Origin of the sequence: Faecalibacterium sp. AM43-5AT (assembly GCF_003603345.1) — a bacterium.
Lineage (GTDB): Bacteria > Bacillota > Clostridia > Oscillospirales > Ruminococcaceae > Faecalibacterium > Faecalibacterium taiwanense.
In genome coordinates, this window is record NZ_QVGZ01000003.1 from 251,460 (window position 1) to 266,986 (window position 15,527).

Here is a 15,527-nt window from a genome sequence, read left to right on the forward strand (position 1 = left end):
CAGTTTCCTCCCTCAGTGGCGGTAGGCGATGGCGTTCTGGATGCGGTCGGCCTCAGCCTGCCCGGCCAGCTGGCGCACCAGCTCCAGCGCAAAGGGGATGGCACCGCCCAGACCGTAGCTGGTGGTGATATTGCCGTCCACTACCACTTCGGTATCCAGCACCTCAGCACCGGCCAATTTGTCTTGGAAACCGGCGTGCGCCGTGGCTTTTCTGCCCTCCAGCAGGCCGAGAGATGCCAGCACGCTGGGTGCTGCGCAGATGGCAGCTACCTTTTTGCCGCTCTTTGCAAAGGAAACGCAGGTGTCGGTAACGGTCTTGTTGGCGGCAAGGTTCGGGGTGCCGGGGATGCCGCCGGGCAGCACCACCATGTCCACATCCGAATAATCCACCTCTTCGGCCAGTGCGTCGGCGGTGATGTGCACCTTGTGGCTGCTCACGATCTCGCGGCTGCCGGATGCGCTGGCCACGGTCACCTCCACCTTGGCGCGGCGCAGCAGATCGACCACCAGCAGGGCTTCACATTCCTCGGTGCCCTCGGCAAAAAATACAACAGCTTTGCTCATAAAAATCAAACCTCCCTGATTTCTGATGAAGACGGCGCATCTGCGCCGCATGAGGAAAAACGATAGAAGTACCCCGCTGGCGTGGGGACTTCTGCCTTCCCGGTCGAATGATAAAAGCCGCATACCGCACGGGCGGCACGCGGCATGGTTTGTGTGGAAGTTCAGTTTTGATCGTCGGCAGCTTTTTCCGCTTCCAGCAAGGCGCGCAACACGCTGTCGTCGGCACTCAGCACCCGGCTTACCCGGCTGATGATGGCGCTGGATGCACCGGTCTTATCCATGATCTCGGTGTAGATGCGCTTGTCCACCAGCATCTCGGCAATGTTGTAGCGCTGCTCCATTGCGCTCAGCTCGGAATAGCTGCACACATCCTGTAAAAAACGGTAACACTGTTCCGGGGTCTTGAGCTGCAAAAATGCCTGATACAGACCGGACTGGCCGGTAGGATGATCTTTTGCCATGTTATTCTCCTTTTTTGCAGATGCCGCCCACAGGCAGACACTTTATTACACTACACCAGTGTAGTACAAACGGGGAGAAATTTCAATAGCATTTGCGGCTTTTTAGCCCAGCGTGTGCTCAAATACCACTTCGTCCCGGGGGACGGTGCCGTTTTCCTGCTCGGCGGGCTTTAAATTGCGGTAGCGCAGGGCCTTGAAGAACTGCTGCACCGGCAGGGCCTTGGTGTGCACGGTGCACCACACACGGCCCTTGCCCTCGCCGCGGGCCAGCCGCTCGCAGGAGAGCACGATGTCCCGGCCCAGTGCCTTGCCGCGATATTCGGGCCTGAGGTACAGGTGCATCAGATGCAGGGCGGTGTTCTCCATCTTCCACGCAAAGTAGCCGATGGTCTTGCCGCCCAGAACCACGAGGAAGTAGTTCACATCGTTGTCGATGTCCTCCTCAATGGCATCGGCGCTCTGCAGCTCTTCCACAAGGGTGTCCAGCTGCTTTGCGGGGTAATAGCGCTTGTACACCTCATGCCAGAGTTCACTGGCAAGGTCGGCGGTGGCGTGGATATATTTGGCCTTGGCGACCAGCTTGTAATCAGGCTTCATAGTTCTCCTTACACTTTTACGATATAATCCGGCTTGCGGGGTGCTGCGGGCTTGGGGTCTGCAGCAGGGTAGCCCAGAATGCAGTGGCCGATGCCGACCCAATCGCCCTCGATGCCCCACTGCCGGAGCAGGGCCTTGCCCTCTTCTGTTTCAAACTCTTCCTTTGCGCGGTTGATCCAGCAGCTGCCCAGCCCCAGCGAAGCTGCAGCCAGCATCAGGTTGCCCATGACAAGGCTGCCGTCGGGTACGGCATTTGCGGCGTGAGCATCGGCCAGCACCACCAGAATGGTGGGAGCGCCGTACATGGGGTCGGTGTCCTTGCCCATGACAGCGGCGTTCATGCGGGTGAGCTGGGCGCGGGTGGCAGCGTCCTGCACCACCACGATCTTTGCGCTCTGGCGGCCCATGGCGCTGGCGGCGTAGGTGCCGGCTTCCAGCACGGCATCCAGTTCTTCGTTTGTGATCTGCTCCGGCTTATAGGCACGGCAGCTGCGGCGGTTTTTGATGGTTTCCAAGGTTTCGTTGGTCATAGCAATTCCCTCCCTTAAAACATGTGCCTTTATTGTATCACAACAAAGGCCGGAGTGCAAAGAGAAACCAGCAGGAAACGCTTTTGTTGCACGTAAACGTTATCGTTGCGGGAATCATGTCAAAATGCACAATAAAACGTAAAAAGATTATGGAAAAGCATTCTTGCTGCCAAAGGACAAATACGCTATAATAGGGCTACCAAACTGGAAAGGAGTCGTGCTCTATGGCAAAGGCATCGCAGGCAGTCATTCTGGAAAATGAATTTTATATCATCAAAGCCCCCAATGGAAAGGTACTGGAAGTAAAGAACTTCAACACCGAGAACGGCGCGGCCATCCAGCTGTGGAGCTATGCAGGCCATCCGTGGCAGCAGTGGCAGTTCGTGGATGCAGGCGAGGGCCGCTGGCGCATCTGCAACCGCTTTACCGGCAAGATGATGGATCTGGCCCTTGGCGGTGTGGTGGAGGGCACATGGCTGCACCAGTGGGACCGCACCAGCGGGCTGAGTCAGTGCTGGGCGCTGGAGCCCACCCGCAGCGGGCGCACCCGCATCCGCAATGTGCTGGCGGATAAATACATTGACCTTGTGGGCATGAACACCGCCAACGGTGCACAGGCCCAGATCTGGAACTTTGTAGCAGGCGGCAATCAGGAGTGGACGCTGGAACGCATCGATCCGGACACCGCCCAGAGCGGCCGCCGCGCTGAGGAAGCCAAAGACCCGCAGCCCACGCCCAGCCAGCGCAAGCATCAGAACGACCTTGTGCGCAAGCTGAACAATGCGGGCAAGGGAAGAGCAAGCCGGAAGGGACAATGATTTTAAATTGCCGCCGCGTTGCTCTGGCATATTCAGAGGAAAAAGTTATTTTTGGTTTGCACCCCGGCAAAGCCTGCGGGCTTTGCCGGGGGTGTTTTTTCACGGGAGGGGCCGCAACGAAAAACGGCATTTTCCACAAAAACAAGATCAGAAGGAGAACGCAATGAATCTAGGAGCCTTCATGAACCCCGAATTTCCCATTTTCAGCACCACGCTGTGCTATCTGGAACGGGACGATGCCTACCTGATGCTGCACCGCATCAAAAAGCAGGACGACTACAACCACGACAAATGGATCGGCGTGGGCGGAAAGTTTGAGCGGTTTGAAAGCCCGGAGGACTGTCTGCTGCGGGAAGTGAAGGAGGAAACCGGCCTGACGCTGAAGCGCTTCCGCGCCCGGGGTCTGCTGACCTTTATTTGGGGCAACATGACCGAGTTCATCCACCTGTACACCGCTGATGAATGGACGGGCGAGATGGTGCAGGGCGATGCCTGCAGGGAAGGCGTGCTGGAATGGGTGCCGAAGGATAAGGCGGCTGAACTGCCCATCTGGGAGGGCGACAAAATCTTCTTCCGGCTGCTGAATGAGGAACGGCCCTATTTCTCCCTCAAGCTGGTGTATGAAGGCGACACCCTCACGCAGGCAGTGCTGGACGGGAAACGGATCGTTTGAGCTCCATCTGCTGCGCGACAGCTGCAGGCTGACGGTAGCAAAAGGCTGTTCACCGCCCGGCCCCTTATCGTGAAAAGGCAACGCCGGAATGACCGCAGTCATTCCGGCGTTGCTATATATAAAAATATTTTTCCGCTGATATTGTCAGAGCGAAGCGGAGACAATTCTAAAAATCAGTTCAGCTTCAGATCGCCCTCTTTGATCCAGCCCAGCTTGCGCTCGATCTCGCAGAAGATCACACTCAGCACGGCGGGCAGAACAAAGCACAGCAGCACCATGGCAGCCCAGTCCATCGGGGTGATGGCGGCTTTGGTACCGGCGGCAATGTCGCTGACCCAGCCGGTGTACACGCCGATCTGGCCCACCAGACCGCAGGTGCCCATGCCGGAAGAGACAGCGGCACCGTTCATCTCAAAGTGGAACACGCAGGTGGCCAGCGGGCCGGTGATGGCACTGGCCAGTGTGGGCGCGATCCAGATACGGGGGTTCTTGACGATGTTGCCCATCTGCAGCATGCTGGTGCCAAGGCCCTGACTGACCAGACCGCCCACGCCGTTCTCCTTGTAGCTCATCACGGCAAAGCCGATCATCTGGGCGCAGCAGCCTGCCACGGCGGCACCGCCGGCAAGGCCGGTCAGACCCAGCGCGGCGCAGATGGCGGCAGAGGAAATGGGCAGGGTCAGCGCCACGCCCACAATGACGGATACCAGAATGCCCATGACCAGTGGAGCCTGTTCGGTGGCCCACATGATCAGGGTGCCCACCTGACTTGCGGCAGCGCCAATGGGTGCGGCGATCAGCATGGAAAGGCCCACGCCGGAAAAAATGGTCACCAGCGGGGTCACGAGGATGTCCACGCGGGTCTCCTTGCTCACGGCCTTGCCCAGTTCGGAAGCCACGATGGCAATGATGAGCACGGCCAGCGGACCGCCTGCGCCGCCCAGAGCATTGGCCGAGTAGCCTACGGTGATCAGGCTGAACAGCACCAGCGGCGGGCAGTGCAGCGCCCAGCCAATGGCGCAGGCCATGGCCGGGCCGCTCATGGCGGTGGCGTAACCGCCAAGGTCTACCAGCACGTCAAGGCCGGTCTGCTGACCCAGCGTCTTGATGATGGTGCCGATCAGCAGGCTGGCAAACAGGCCCTGCGCCATGGCACCCAGCGCTTCAATGAGATAGCGCTGCGGGGTGATGACGATATCCTTGCGTTTTAAGAAATCTTTCACATTTGACATGAGAAACTGCCTTTCTGTTTCAAGATGGTGGATTCAATGCAAAAACTGCATGTCAAGTATAATACCATACACATGTCAAGACAACAAGACAAAATGCTGATTTTGCTGGAAATATCTGCAATTTTTGGCTTTGTGCAATGTTTTTGCGGGCTGAGACGTATCTGTTTTGGAGCATTTTCTGATACCGGGGCGGCAGCTTTTCGGAGCTGCGCTTTGCAGTGTGCGGCAATTGACGGGGGCTTGCCCGCGGGTGTATACTGAAAGAGTATTGAGAAGATGAAACGCTGCCCTTTTTGCGAAGGGCGGCATCCCGATAAAAATGCATGAGGTTTGGAGCACAGCATGAAAAAAACGTTCTGGAATAAACTGACTGCCCGCGGCACCCGCGGCAAAACGCGGTGTGCAGCGGCAGTTCTGGCATTGGCAATGACCTTTTCAATGGGCGCACCGCTGGCACTGGCTGCACAGCCGGAAGAAAGTACCGCGGCAGTGACCGAGACTGTTTCTGCACAGCAGGAAACGGCAATGCCCACCCTGCAGACGGAGACCCCGGAGCTTGCTGCACAGGACCCGGAAGCACCGCCTGTACAGGCCACCGAAGCGGAGGAGAACAGCACGAACCAGCACACGCCGGAAAACAGCGTGGTGCTGACACCGGAAGAGATCCGTGCCGCGCTGGATGCCGGTGCCATGGATGCCGCCGAGGCCCAGTGCATCGACCTGAGCGATGAGAACGGATTTTTCAGCTGGCTGCTCAATTTCCTGTTCGGCTGGCTGGGAAAAGACGAGTCTCAGCCGGAGCCGGTCTATTCCGGCTGGCGCACCTCCGGCGGTAAGACCTACTACTACAGCCAGACCACCAACAAGCCGGTGACCGGCATCCAGTGCATCGACAATAAACTCTATTACTTCAATGCGGACGGTGTGCTGGAAAATGGAAAGACCTTCGGTGTGGATGTTTCCAAGTATCAGAAGAACATCGACTGGAACCAGATCAAAAAGGCAGGCGTGAGTTTTGTGATCGTCCGCATCGGCTACCGCGGCTATGGTGCTTCCGGCACGTTGGTGCTGGACCCCATGTTCGAGGAGCATTTCACCAATGTGAAGAATGCGGGCCTGAAGGTGGGCGTGTATTTCTTCAGTCAGGCTACCACCGAGGAGGAAGCCAAGGAGGAAGCCTTTGCCTGCGCCTACGTACTGAACGGACGCAAGCTGGATTACCCCATCTTCTTTGACACCGAAGCATCCGGCGCTTCCAATGGTTCCGGCCGTGCCGACGGTCTGGGTATGGAGGACCGCACCAAGTGCGCCATCGCCTTCTGTGAGGAGGTCAAGGCACAGGGCTACAAACCCGGTGTGTATGCCTCTACCCTGTGGTACCGCAAGCGTGTCAATCTGAACAGCCTGAAAAAATATACCATCTGGAACGCGCATTATGGTGTTGCCAGCAGCCCCATCGACTGCGCCCTGTGGCAGGGCACCTGCACGGCACGCCTGCCCGGCTATAAGGGCGATATGGACGTGAACATCAGCTACATCGGATAAGTGAGGAAACTGCAATGGACCGCATTCGCCTGATCGCATCGGACATGGACGCGACCCTTCTGGACGAGTACAGCCAGTTGCCGCCAAAGTTTACCGAGACCATCCGTGCACTGGCCGGGCAGGGCATCTTGTTTGCCGCCGCCAGCGGGCGGCCTCTGTACACACTGGAAACGATGTTCCCGGATCTGCTGGAGGAGATCATTCTCATTGGCGACAACGGCGGCGCTGCCCGCTGGAAGGGGAAAGACCTGTTTGTGTCCGAAATGCCTGCCGAGGGCTGGCGGCAGCTGGCCCGCAGCACAAAGCAGGCCGGAGACGTGGGCCTTTTGTGCGGACTGCAGGCGGCCTACGCGGAAAAGCAGGACGAGAAATACGATAAAGTTTTCAAGAATTTTTATACCCGGGTGGAATACGTGGATGATCTGACTGCGGTGGAAGCGGCGGCGGATAAGTTTACCGTCTATCTGCCCAACGACGACTCGCAGAAAGCCTTCGACCGGATCTACGGCGCATTCCACACCGGAAATGGCGGTGCATTCTCGGTGGCAGTGGCAGGCAGAAACTGGGTGGACGTGATGAACCCAGGTGTGCACAAGGGTGCAGCACTGGCAAAGGTGGGTGCACTGCTGGGCATTCCGGCCGACAGCATGATGGCCTTTGGCGACACCTACAACGATGCCGAGATGCTCACCACCGCGAAGTACGGCTTTTTGATGGAGAACGGCAGCGGACCGCTGCGGGCGCAGGTGCCGTTTCTGGCACCGTCCCACCGGGAATACGGCGTGATGCAGGTGCTGAAACAGGTGCTCCGCCAGAACGGCGAAGTAAGCTCGGAAGATTTTACAAAAGCACATTGATCGATATTGACAAAAGGGCAGGTTTTACCTGCCCTTTTGTCATACACCCCAGCTGTGCTGAATAAATTGTTCTCAGAGCAATAAACAGGCTGGGGAGGCATGGGGATATGTTTGTAGTCACGTTGAGCAAAACGAGCCTGAAAAAACTGGGTCTGGGTGCCATGTGCTGCGCACTGGTGGTGGGCAGTGCTCTGCTGGGCCGGTTCATCAGCAACCGCACCGTTGCGGTCTCGGCGGCGGTGAACAAAATTGAGAGTGCACAGGACATCCAGACATGGTTCACCGGCTACGGTCTGGATGTGGACGGCGCATCCATCACGGCAGACAAGGTTAAGATCCCCCGCAAGTGGGATGACAGCTTTTCGGCCTTCAACGGGGTGGTGCAGCAGAGCGGCATGGACCTTGCACGCTACAAGGGCAAGACCGTGGAAAAATGGACGGCGCTGATCCCGGCGGCAAGCAGCGGCGAGACCAGCCGCTACGGCGTGCTGTTGGTGTACCGCAAAAAGGCCGTGGGAGCTTACCTGCTGGAACGGCCCTCCGGCGTTGTGGTGGGCCTGAAAGACATGCAGGCCGCCATGGCGGAAGCTGAGGCACAGCAGACTTCCGGCGAGGACTACGAGGGCGACTGGGGTGAGCGCCACGACGAAGAGCTGACCGGAAGTGAACCGGCACAGCAGACCTCCGGCGAGGACTACAGCGGCGATTGGGGCGAACGCCATGACGAGGAATTGACCGCCCAGCAGACCTCCGGTGAGCCGGATGCCGTGCCGCAGGCTGTGCCTTATACGGAACTGCCGCTGGATGCCGAGGGCTACCCGGTGGAATGAGCACCGGAACGACTTGCCAAAGCCGGAAACGACCGGGAACGGCTTCGGGTTTTGATGCAAAATCAGGCCGCAATTTGCCTAAAATTTGCGCACAAGCAGAAGAAAAAGTGAAATGCGTGCATTTTTGTCACATTTGTATGTTCAATTGTACCAAAATTTTGCATAAAAAATTAGCAATATGAAATGGTGAAAAATTCCCGGCAAGGGTTTATAATAGATGTATCAACCGTGCCGCGGCTCGGCCGCGTCTGGTGCAAGTGCAGAAGCGCCGCACGGGATCAAGTAAGGAGAAAATGATTATGAAGGAATTCCAGTATACCGTTAAGGATGCATGCGGCATCCACGCTCGTCCCGCCGGTCTGCTCGTCAAGACTGTCAAGGGCTTTGCCAGCAGTGCTACCCTGGAAAAGGACGGCAAGAGCTGCGATATGCGCAAGCTGATGGCTCTGATGGGCATGGGTGTAAAGCAGGGTGAGACCGTTACCGTCAAGGTCGAGGGCGACGACGAGGAAGCTGCAGCAGCAGCCATCCAGAAGTTCCTGACCGAGAACGTCTGATTCCGCAGTTAAGATGAGGAAGGCCCTCGCGGGTGAGCTGCGGGGGCTTTTTTTGGACTGTCGGAGCAGTGCGGCCCCGGCACAGATGAAGAAGGAGTAGTGTGCAATGCAGGTAGGCACCGGTAAGAGCATCCTGAATGGCATCGCCATCGGCAAGCTCAAGATCTACAAGAAAAAGGATACTGCCATTTCTGCCGCAGAGGTAGCGGATACCGCAGCGGAAGTGGCGCGTTTTGAAGAAGCGCAGCAGAAGGCCATTGAGCAGCAGACTGCGCTGTATGAAAAGGCACTGGCAGAGGCTGGCGAGGACATCGCCGAGGTGTTCAACATCCATGCCATGATGCTGGAAGACGACGACTTTGTGGATGCCATCAAGGAGATCATCAACAGCCAGAAAAAGTGTGCCGAGTACGCCGTCAAGACGGCAGGCAACAATCAGGCTGCGGTGTTCGCCGCCATGGATGACCCGTATTTGCAGGCCCGCAGTGCAGATGTCATCGATATCGCACAGGCCATTCTGGACATCCTGCAGGGGGTGGACAACGCCAGCCTGCAGGGCACCGAGCCCAGCATTCTGGTCGCGGAGGGTCTGGCCCCGTCTGAGACCGTCCGCATGGATAAGAGCCTGCTGCTGGGCTTTATCACCCGTGAGGGCAGCTCCAACAGCCACACCGCCATTCTGGCCCGCAGCATGAACATCCCTGCCCTGATCCAGTGCAAGGACATTCAGGACGACTGGGACGGCAAGATGGCGGTCATCGATGGCTACAACGCCTGCGTTTACGTTGAACCCACCCCCGATCTGCTCAAGAGCCTGAAGAAGCGCCAGCAGGAAGATCAGAAGAAGCAGGCCCTGCTGCAGGAGCTGAAGGGCAAGCCCAACACCACGCTGGACGGCAAGACCATCAATGTCTTTGCCAACATCGGCGGCATGAGCGATGTGGGTGCTGTGCAGCAGAACGATGCCGGCGGCGTAGGCCTGTTCCGCACTGAGTTCGTCTACCTGAACTGCAAGGACTTCCCCACCGAGGACTACCAGTTCGAGGCCTACAAGCAGGTGGTGGAGAGTCTGGCTCCCCGCAAGGTGGTCGTCCGTACCTGTGACATCGGTGCCGATAAGACCGTCGATTACATGAAGCTGGATCACGAGGAGAACCCCGCTCTAGGCTACCGCGCCATCCGCATCTGCCTGACCCGCAGGGACTTCTTCAAGACCCAGCTGCGCGCTCTGCTGCGTGCTTCTGCCTACGGCAACATGAGCATCATGTTCCCCATGATCACCAGCCTGCGGGAGCTGCAGGATGCCAAGGCTGTTCTGGAAGAGTGCCGCGCAGAGCTGACCGCCGAGGGCGTCAAGATGGGCCAGAACATCGAGGTAGGCACCATGATCGAGACCCCCGCCGCTGTGCTGATCGCGGACGAGCTGGCTGCCGAGTGCGACTTCTTCTCCATCGGCACCAACGACCTGACCCAGTACACCTGTGCGCTGGACCGCCAGAATGCAAAGCTGGAACCGTTCTTCAACCCGCACCATCCCGCTGTGCTGCGCGCCATCAAGATGACCATTGAGGCGGGCCACCGCCACGGCATCTGGGTGGGCATCTGCGGTGAGCTGGGTGCCGACACCGCCCTGACCGAGACCTTCCTGCGCATGGGCGTGGACGAGCTGTCCATGAACGCCAAGAGCATCCTGCCGGTGCGCAAGATCATCCGCAGCGTGGACCTGAGCAAGCCTTCTGAGAAGTAATTCATCCGAGGATCCCGGTTTACCGTTCCCATAAAGCTCCCCGGCAGGGCATCCCGCTCTGCCGGGGCTTTTCTATACCGGGCAAAAGTTTTCGGAAAATACTTTAAAACGATAAAGCGAAATGCTATACTATAAGCGATGACAGGGTATGCAGGTGTCCAGCGCTGCCCATGGAGGACCGTTATGACTCAGTTTTTGATTCGTCTTTTCATCCGCCAGCCCGACCATGCGCAGGACCCTAAGGTGCGCGCCGCCTACGGCAACCTTGCCTGCTGGGTGGGCGTGGCATGCAACCTGCTGCTGTGTCTGGGCAAGCTGACCGTAGGCACTCTGTTCGGCTCTATTGCCATCATGGCAGATGCCCTGAACAACCTGTCGGATGCCTCGTCCAACGTGGTCAGTCTGGTGGGCTTCAAGCTGGCCGGCAAGGCCCCGGACGCAGAGCATCCCTTCGGCCATGCCCGGTATGAATATCTGGCGGGGCTGGTAGTCAGCGTGACCATTCTCGGCATCGGCTTTTCGCTGCTGAAGGAATCTGTGGTCAAGGTGCTGCACCCCACCCCGGTGATGTTCAGCTGGCTCACGGTGGCCGTGCTGATCGCATCCATCCTCGTCAAGCTGTGGATGAGCGGCTTCAACCGCACCATCGGGCGTATTATCGGCTCCGAGACCCTCATTGCCACTGCTGCGGACAGCCGCAACGATGTGCTGAGCACCAGCGCGGTGCTCATTGCAGCGGTGCTGTGCCGCGTGACCGGCTGGGATGTGCTGGATGGCCTGATGGGTGTAGGCGTGGCGGCGTTCATCCTGATCTCCGGCTGGGGCCTTGTGATGGATACGCTCAGCCCGCTGCTGGGCGAAAGCCCCAGCGAGGATCTGGTGGACCACATCGAGCAGAAGGTGCTCTCTTATCCCGGCGTGCTGGGAATGCATGACCTGATGGTGCACGACTACGGCCCGGGACACCAGTTCGCCTCCCTGCATGTGGAGCTGCCCGCCGAGCAGGACCCGCTGGAGGCACACGACCTGATCGACAACATCGAGCGGGACTTCTTTAAAAACGACAACCTCATGGTGACCATCCACTACGATCCCATCGTCACCTCGGACGCTGCCGTGGGCGTGCTGCGCGCCCGCCTGACCGAAAAGCTGCGTCAGATGGACCCGGAGCTTTCTCTGCACGATCTGCGCATCGTGCCGGGCAGGACCCACACCAACGTGCTGTTCGATCTGGTGCTGCCGGCAGGCTATGCAGGGGATAAGGTAGAGCTGCTGGCACAGCTGGAACAGTTCATCAAGGAACAGGATGCAGCCTACAGCTGCATCATCAAGGTGGAACAGAGCTATACGGCTGCCCACAAATAAACTCTCAGGGGGAAGTATTATGCTGAATGAGACCTACCGCGCGATGCTCGGCAATAAGAGCGTCATCCGCGAGACCTTCATGTACGGCAAACAGCGTGCCGCAGAGATCGGATATGAGAATGTGTTCGATTACTCGCTGGGCAACCCCAGCGTGCCCTGCCCGCAGGAGTTCACTGCCGCCATGCAGGACCTGCTGGCCAACGAGGAACCGGTAAACCTGCACGGCTACTGCCCCAGTCAGGGCGACCCGGGCTTCCGCACCGATGTGGCAGCGCACCTGACAAAGACCTTTGGCCTGCCCTATGAGCAGAAGCACATCTTCCCCACCACCGGTGCGGCGGGTGCCATCGCCCATGCCATCCGTGCGGTCACGCAGCCCGGCGACGAGGTGCTCACCTTTGCGCCCTACTTCCCGGAGTACGGCCCTTATGTGGCGGGCACCGGGGCAGTCCTCAAGGTTGTGCCGCCGCAGGCACCGACCTTCCAGCCCAATCTGGACGCATTCGAGCAGATGATCGGCGAAAAGACCACCTGTGTGCTCATCAACACCCCCAACAACCCCACCGGCGTGGTCTACTCTGCCGGGACGCTCACCCGTATGGCAGAGATCCTGACCGAGAAGAGTAAGGCGTTCGGCCACAATATCTTCCTCGTCAGCGATGAGCCCTACCGGGATATCGCATTCGACGGCAAAAAGGTGCCCTACCCGGCGGCGTTCTACCCCCACACTCTCACCTGCTTCTCCTATTCCAAGAGCCTGAGCCTGCCCGGCGAGCGCCTTGGCTATGTGGCGGTGCGTCCGGGCTGTGAGGGCGAGGATGTGCTGGTGGACATGATGGCCCAAATCTCCCGCTTCACCGGCCACAACTGCCCGCCCAGCATCATTCAGCGGGCCGTAAGCCGCTGTCAGGATGTGACCAGTGATCTGAGTGTGTATGAGACCAACATGAACCTGCTGTACGATAAGCTCACCGCGCTGGGCTTTGAGGTGGAGCGCCCCGGCGGTACCTTCTACATCTTCCCCAAGGCTCTGGAAGAGGATGCCAACGCTTTCTGCATGAAGGCCCGGGAGTTTGACCTGCTGCTGGTGCCCAGCGACAGCTTCGGCGTCAAGGGCTATGTGCGCCTTGCCTACTGCATCGATACCGAAAAGGTCAAGCGCAGCCTGCCTGCCCTTGAAAAGCTGGCAGCCGCTTACCGCAAATAAACATTCTGCCGAACTGCCCGCGCGGCATCTGGCAGTGCAGCGCGGCTGGAGAAACGATCCAAAGAGAGGAAAGGGAACCCTGCTATGGAAAAGATCAAAATGACCACGCCCCTCGTCGAGATGGACGGCGACGAAATGACCCGCATTCTGTGGAAGATGATCAAGGACGAACTGATCCTTCCGTTTGTGGACCTCAAGACCGAATATTACGATCTGGGCCTGCCCAACCGCGACGCTACCGCCGACAAGGTGACCATGGATGCCGCCCTTGCCAACAAGAAGTACGGCGTTTCGGTCAAGTGCGCCACCATCACCCCCAATGCCCAGCGCATGGACGAGTATAAGCTGCATGAGATGTGGAAAAGCCCCAACGGCACCATCCGCGCGGTGCTGGACGGCACCGTGTTCCGCGCACCCATCATGATCGACAGCATCAAGCCGGTGGTCAAAAACTGGAAAAAGCCAATCACCATTGCCCGCCACGCCTACGGCGATGTGTACAAGTGCACCGAGTTCCGCATCCCGGGTGCAGGCAAGGCTGAACTGGTGTTCACCGGTGCCGATGGCTCTGAGCAGCGCGCCACCGTGTTTGACTTTGAGGGCGCTGGCGTTCTGCAGGGCCAGTACAACAAGGATGATTCCATCCGCAGCTTTGCCCGCAGCTGCTTCAACTACGCACTGGATGTGAAGCAGGATCTGTGGTTCGGCGCAAAGGATACCATCTCCAAGAAGTACGACCACACCTTCAAGGATATCTTCCAGGAGGTGTACGACACCGAGTATAAGGCAAAGTTCGAGGCCGCAGGCATCACCTACTTCTACAGCCTCATTGACGATATCGTTGCCCGCGTCATTCGCAGCGAGGGCGGCTTTGTCTGGGCCTGCAAGAACTACGACGGTGACGTGATGAGCGATATGGTCTCCACCGCCTTTGGCTCTCTGGCAATGATGACCAGCGTGCTGGTCAGTCCGGACGGCAAGTACGAGTTCGAGGCCGCCCACGGTACCGTCACCCGCCATTACTATAAGTACCTGAAGGGCGAAAAGACCTCCACTAACCCCATGGCTACCATTTTTGCGTGGTCTGGCGCGTTTAAGAAGCGCGGTGAACTGGACGGCCTGCCGGAGCTGGTGAAGTTTGGCGAGGCACTGGAAGCCGCCAGCCTGCAGACCCTGAACGACGGCATCATGACGAAAGACCTGTGCGGTCTGGCTGAGGGCATCACCCCCACCGCCGTGGACAGCGAGGGCTTTATCAAGGCCATCCGCACCCGTCTGGAAGCCAAGCTGGCATAAAACGATTTTCAATATAACATAAAAACCGGAACGATCCACCCGAAAAAGGGACGATCGTTCCGGTTTTTGTTTTAGGCAGGATGTGCGACAAACTGGAATTTAGTAACGCAAAAGGAAATATACGACATATACCCAACTAAGTAATCCATGAAAAATCGCCCAACCGACAGACTTCCACGTTGTATAACTAATAACCATAGCTAATGCACTTCCAAAAGTTATTCCTGATTTTACCGTTTTCTTGACATTCGTTGATTTATTATCTTCCATGTTTGTTTCCTCCACAAATTCCGAGTTGTTGGTTACAAATGCAGTGCATCCAGTACTTCATTTACGATGTCCAGCGATACCTGCCCCGGTGCACTGGCCTGCCCGGGATTGGCAAAGGTCATGGCGGAGCCAAGGGCTTCGCCGGAAAGGCGGCTCACAGCGCCCAGAGCTCCCATGCTCATGGTAATGATGGGAGTCTCCGGATGCCGGTCGGCCATTTCAGCGGTGGCAGCCAGAAGCTCCAGCACATCGGCACGGCTCTGGGGCATCACAGCTAGCTTGGGCAGATCAGCCCCGGCCTGCTGCATGGCAACCATGCGGCTCACCAGTTCGGCGCGCGGCGGCGTTTTATGGAAGTCGTGGCTGGAACACACCACTGCAGCCCCGGCGGTGTGGGCATCTTCGATCAGCGCGGGAAGCTCTGCGCCTGCAGTGAAAAATTCAATGTCGATCAGATCGGCGCAGTCGGTGGCAAAAACGGTGCGGATAAAATGAAGATACTCTTTGTGGGCCAGAGCGACTTTACCGCCTTCGGATTTTGTGCGGAAGGTGAAAAGAAGCAGTTGATCCTTCAAGGCAACACGGAGCTTCGCGGCGCAGTGCACGATAGCCGGAAGGTCTTTTGCGCCTTCAAAGCAATCAATACGCCATTCCACACAATCGGCGCGCAATGTGGAAAACTCGGCAGCTTTTTCAAGAACGGCGGTTTCCGTGGGCTCTACAATAGGAATAATAACTTTGGGGCGGCCCTCGCCGATGCAGCAGCCGCGGATATTGACACAGGACATGGCGCTTCTCCTTTATGTAATAAGTATAGCTACCTTATACAGGATACGGGGATAACTCCATAATACGTTCTGTGCACAGTCTTGTCAAGAAAAAAGGAGCGTCTTGTAACGGGTGAAAAACAGGGGGGATTCTTTGCTCTGCAAAGAAATTGGAAAAAAGTTGTCAAAAAGTGTTGACAAGGAGGCGGGG

Annotated in this window: 17 protein-coding genes; 10 read left to right on the top strand and 7 right to left on the bottom strand. The window is 57.8% G+C overall.

The window, feature by feature from the left end:
• Positions 1-12: 12 nt before the first annotated feature.
• The 4 genes from DW937_RS06415 to DW937_RS06430 form a co-directional block, all read right to left on the bottom strand.
• A complete protein-coding gene (locus DW937_RS06415; RefSeq protein ID WP_097774274.1) occupies positions 13-564 on the bottom strand; it encodes a DJ-1 family glyoxalase III in 552 nt (183 codons plus the stop codon).
• Positions 565-725: 161 nt separating this feature from the next.
• Complete coding sequence (locus DW937_RS06420; protein ID WP_097776983.1) at positions 726-1,025, bottom strand: YerC/YecD family TrpR-related protein; 300 nt, start codon at positions 1,023-1,025, stop codon at positions 726-728.
• Positions 1,026-1,127: 102 nt separating this feature from the next.
• The gene (locus DW937_RS06425) at positions 1,128-1,622 is read right to left on the bottom strand and encodes a GNAT family N-acetyltransferase (protein ID WP_120120463.1); all 495 of its coding nucleotides are present in this window, start codon (positions 1,620-1,622) and stop codon (positions 1,128-1,130) included.
• 8 nt (positions 1,623-1,630) lie between these two features.
• Positions 1,631-2,152: a nitroreductase gene (locus tag DW937_RS06430; RefSeq protein WP_120120464.1), complete on the bottom strand. Its 522-nt coding sequence runs from the start codon at positions 2,150-2,152 to the stop codon at positions 1,631-1,633.
• A gap of 224 nt (positions 2,153-2,376) precedes the next feature.
• On the opposite strand from DW937_RS06430, the gene DW937_RS06435 reads away from it, so the two are divergent.
• Both DW937_RS06435 and DW937_RS06440 read left to right on the top strand, forming a co-directional pair.
• Positions 2,377-2,970, top strand: coding sequence for an RICIN domain-containing protein (locus DW937_RS06435; RefSeq protein ID WP_097774277.1), 594 nt, complete (start codon positions 2,377-2,379; stop codon positions 2,968-2,970).
• A gap of 163 nt (positions 2,971-3,133) precedes the next feature.
• A complete protein-coding gene (locus DW937_RS06440) occupies positions 3,134-3,643 on the top strand; it encodes an 8-oxo-dGTP diphosphatase (RefSeq protein ID WP_044953245.1) in 510 nt (169 codons plus the stop codon).
• A gap of 173 nt (positions 3,644-3,816) precedes the next feature.
• On the opposite strand, the gene DW937_RS06445 is transcribed toward DW937_RS06440, so the two are convergent.
• On the bottom strand, positions 3,817-4,875 hold the full coding sequence (locus tag DW937_RS06445) for a PTS sugar transporter subunit IIC (RefSeq protein WP_005937634.1): 1,059 nt from the start codon (positions 4,873-4,875) through the stop codon (positions 3,817-3,819).
• Positions 4,876-5,217: 342 nt separating this feature from the next.
• On the opposite strand from DW937_RS06445, the gene DW937_RS06450 reads away from it, so the two are divergent.
• From DW937_RS06450 to DW937_RS06485, 8 genes are all read left to right on the top strand, one after another.
• Positions 5,218-6,420, top strand: a complete 1,203-nt coding sequence (locus DW937_RS06450; RefSeq protein WP_243111435.1) for a GH25 family lysozyme — start codon at positions 5,218-5,220, stop codon at positions 6,418-6,420.
• 14 nt (positions 6,421-6,434) lie between these two features.
• On the top strand, positions 6,435-7,277 hold the full coding sequence (locus DW937_RS06455) for an HAD family hydrolase (protein ID WP_120120466.1): 843 nt from the start codon (positions 6,435-6,437) through the stop codon (positions 7,275-7,277).
• A 107-nt stretch (positions 7,278-7,384) separates the two neighbouring features.
• Positions 7,385-8,107 carry a DUF4830 domain-containing protein gene (locus DW937_RS06460; protein WP_120120467.1) on the top strand — a complete coding sequence of 241 codons (723 nt, stop codon included), beginning with the start codon at positions 7,385-7,387 and terminating at the stop codon, positions 8,105-8,107.
• Between the two features lie 293 nt (positions 8,108-8,400).
• Positions 8,401-8,664 (top strand): HPr family phosphocarrier protein, encoded by a 264-nt coding sequence (locus DW937_RS06465; protein WP_005937619.1) that lies wholly within the window; start codon positions 8,401-8,403, stop codon positions 8,662-8,664.
• 106 nt (positions 8,665-8,770) lie between these two features.
• On the top strand, positions 8,771-10,411 hold the full coding sequence (ptsP, locus tag DW937_RS06470) for a phosphoenolpyruvate--protein phosphotransferase (protein WP_120120468.1): 1,641 nt from the start codon (positions 8,771-8,773) through the stop codon (positions 10,409-10,411).
• 183 nt (positions 10,412-10,594) lie between these two features.
• On the top strand, positions 10,595-11,776 hold the full coding sequence (locus DW937_RS06475; protein WP_120120469.1) for a cation diffusion facilitator family transporter: 1,182 nt from the start codon (positions 10,595-10,597) through the stop codon (positions 11,774-11,776).
• Between the two features lie 19 nt (positions 11,777-11,795).
• Positions 11,796-12,983, top strand: coding sequence for a pyridoxal phosphate-dependent aminotransferase (locus tag DW937_RS06480; protein WP_097776994.1), 1,188 nt, complete (start codon positions 11,796-11,798; stop codon positions 12,981-12,983).
• Positions 12,984-13,067: 84 nt separating this feature from the next.
• Positions 13,068-14,279: an NADP-dependent isocitrate dehydrogenase gene (locus DW937_RS06485; RefSeq protein ID WP_097776995.1), complete on the top strand. Its 1,212-nt coding sequence runs from the start codon at positions 13,068-13,070 to the stop codon at positions 14,277-14,279.
• Between the two features lie 99 nt (positions 14,280-14,378).
• On the opposite strand, the gene DW937_RS14905 is transcribed toward DW937_RS06485, so the two are convergent.
• Entirely contained in the window at positions 14,379-14,549 is a 171-nt protein-coding gene (locus DW937_RS14905) for a hypothetical protein (protein ID WP_165852900.1), read from the bottom strand.
• Between the two features lie 32 nt (positions 14,550-14,581).
• Positions 14,582-15,337 (bottom strand): type I 3-dehydroquinate dehydratase, encoded by a 756-nt coding sequence (gene aroD / locus DW937_RS06490; RefSeq protein ID WP_120120470.1) that lies wholly within the window; start codon positions 15,335-15,337, stop codon positions 14,582-14,584.
• Positions 15,338-15,527: the final 190 nt, after the last annotated feature.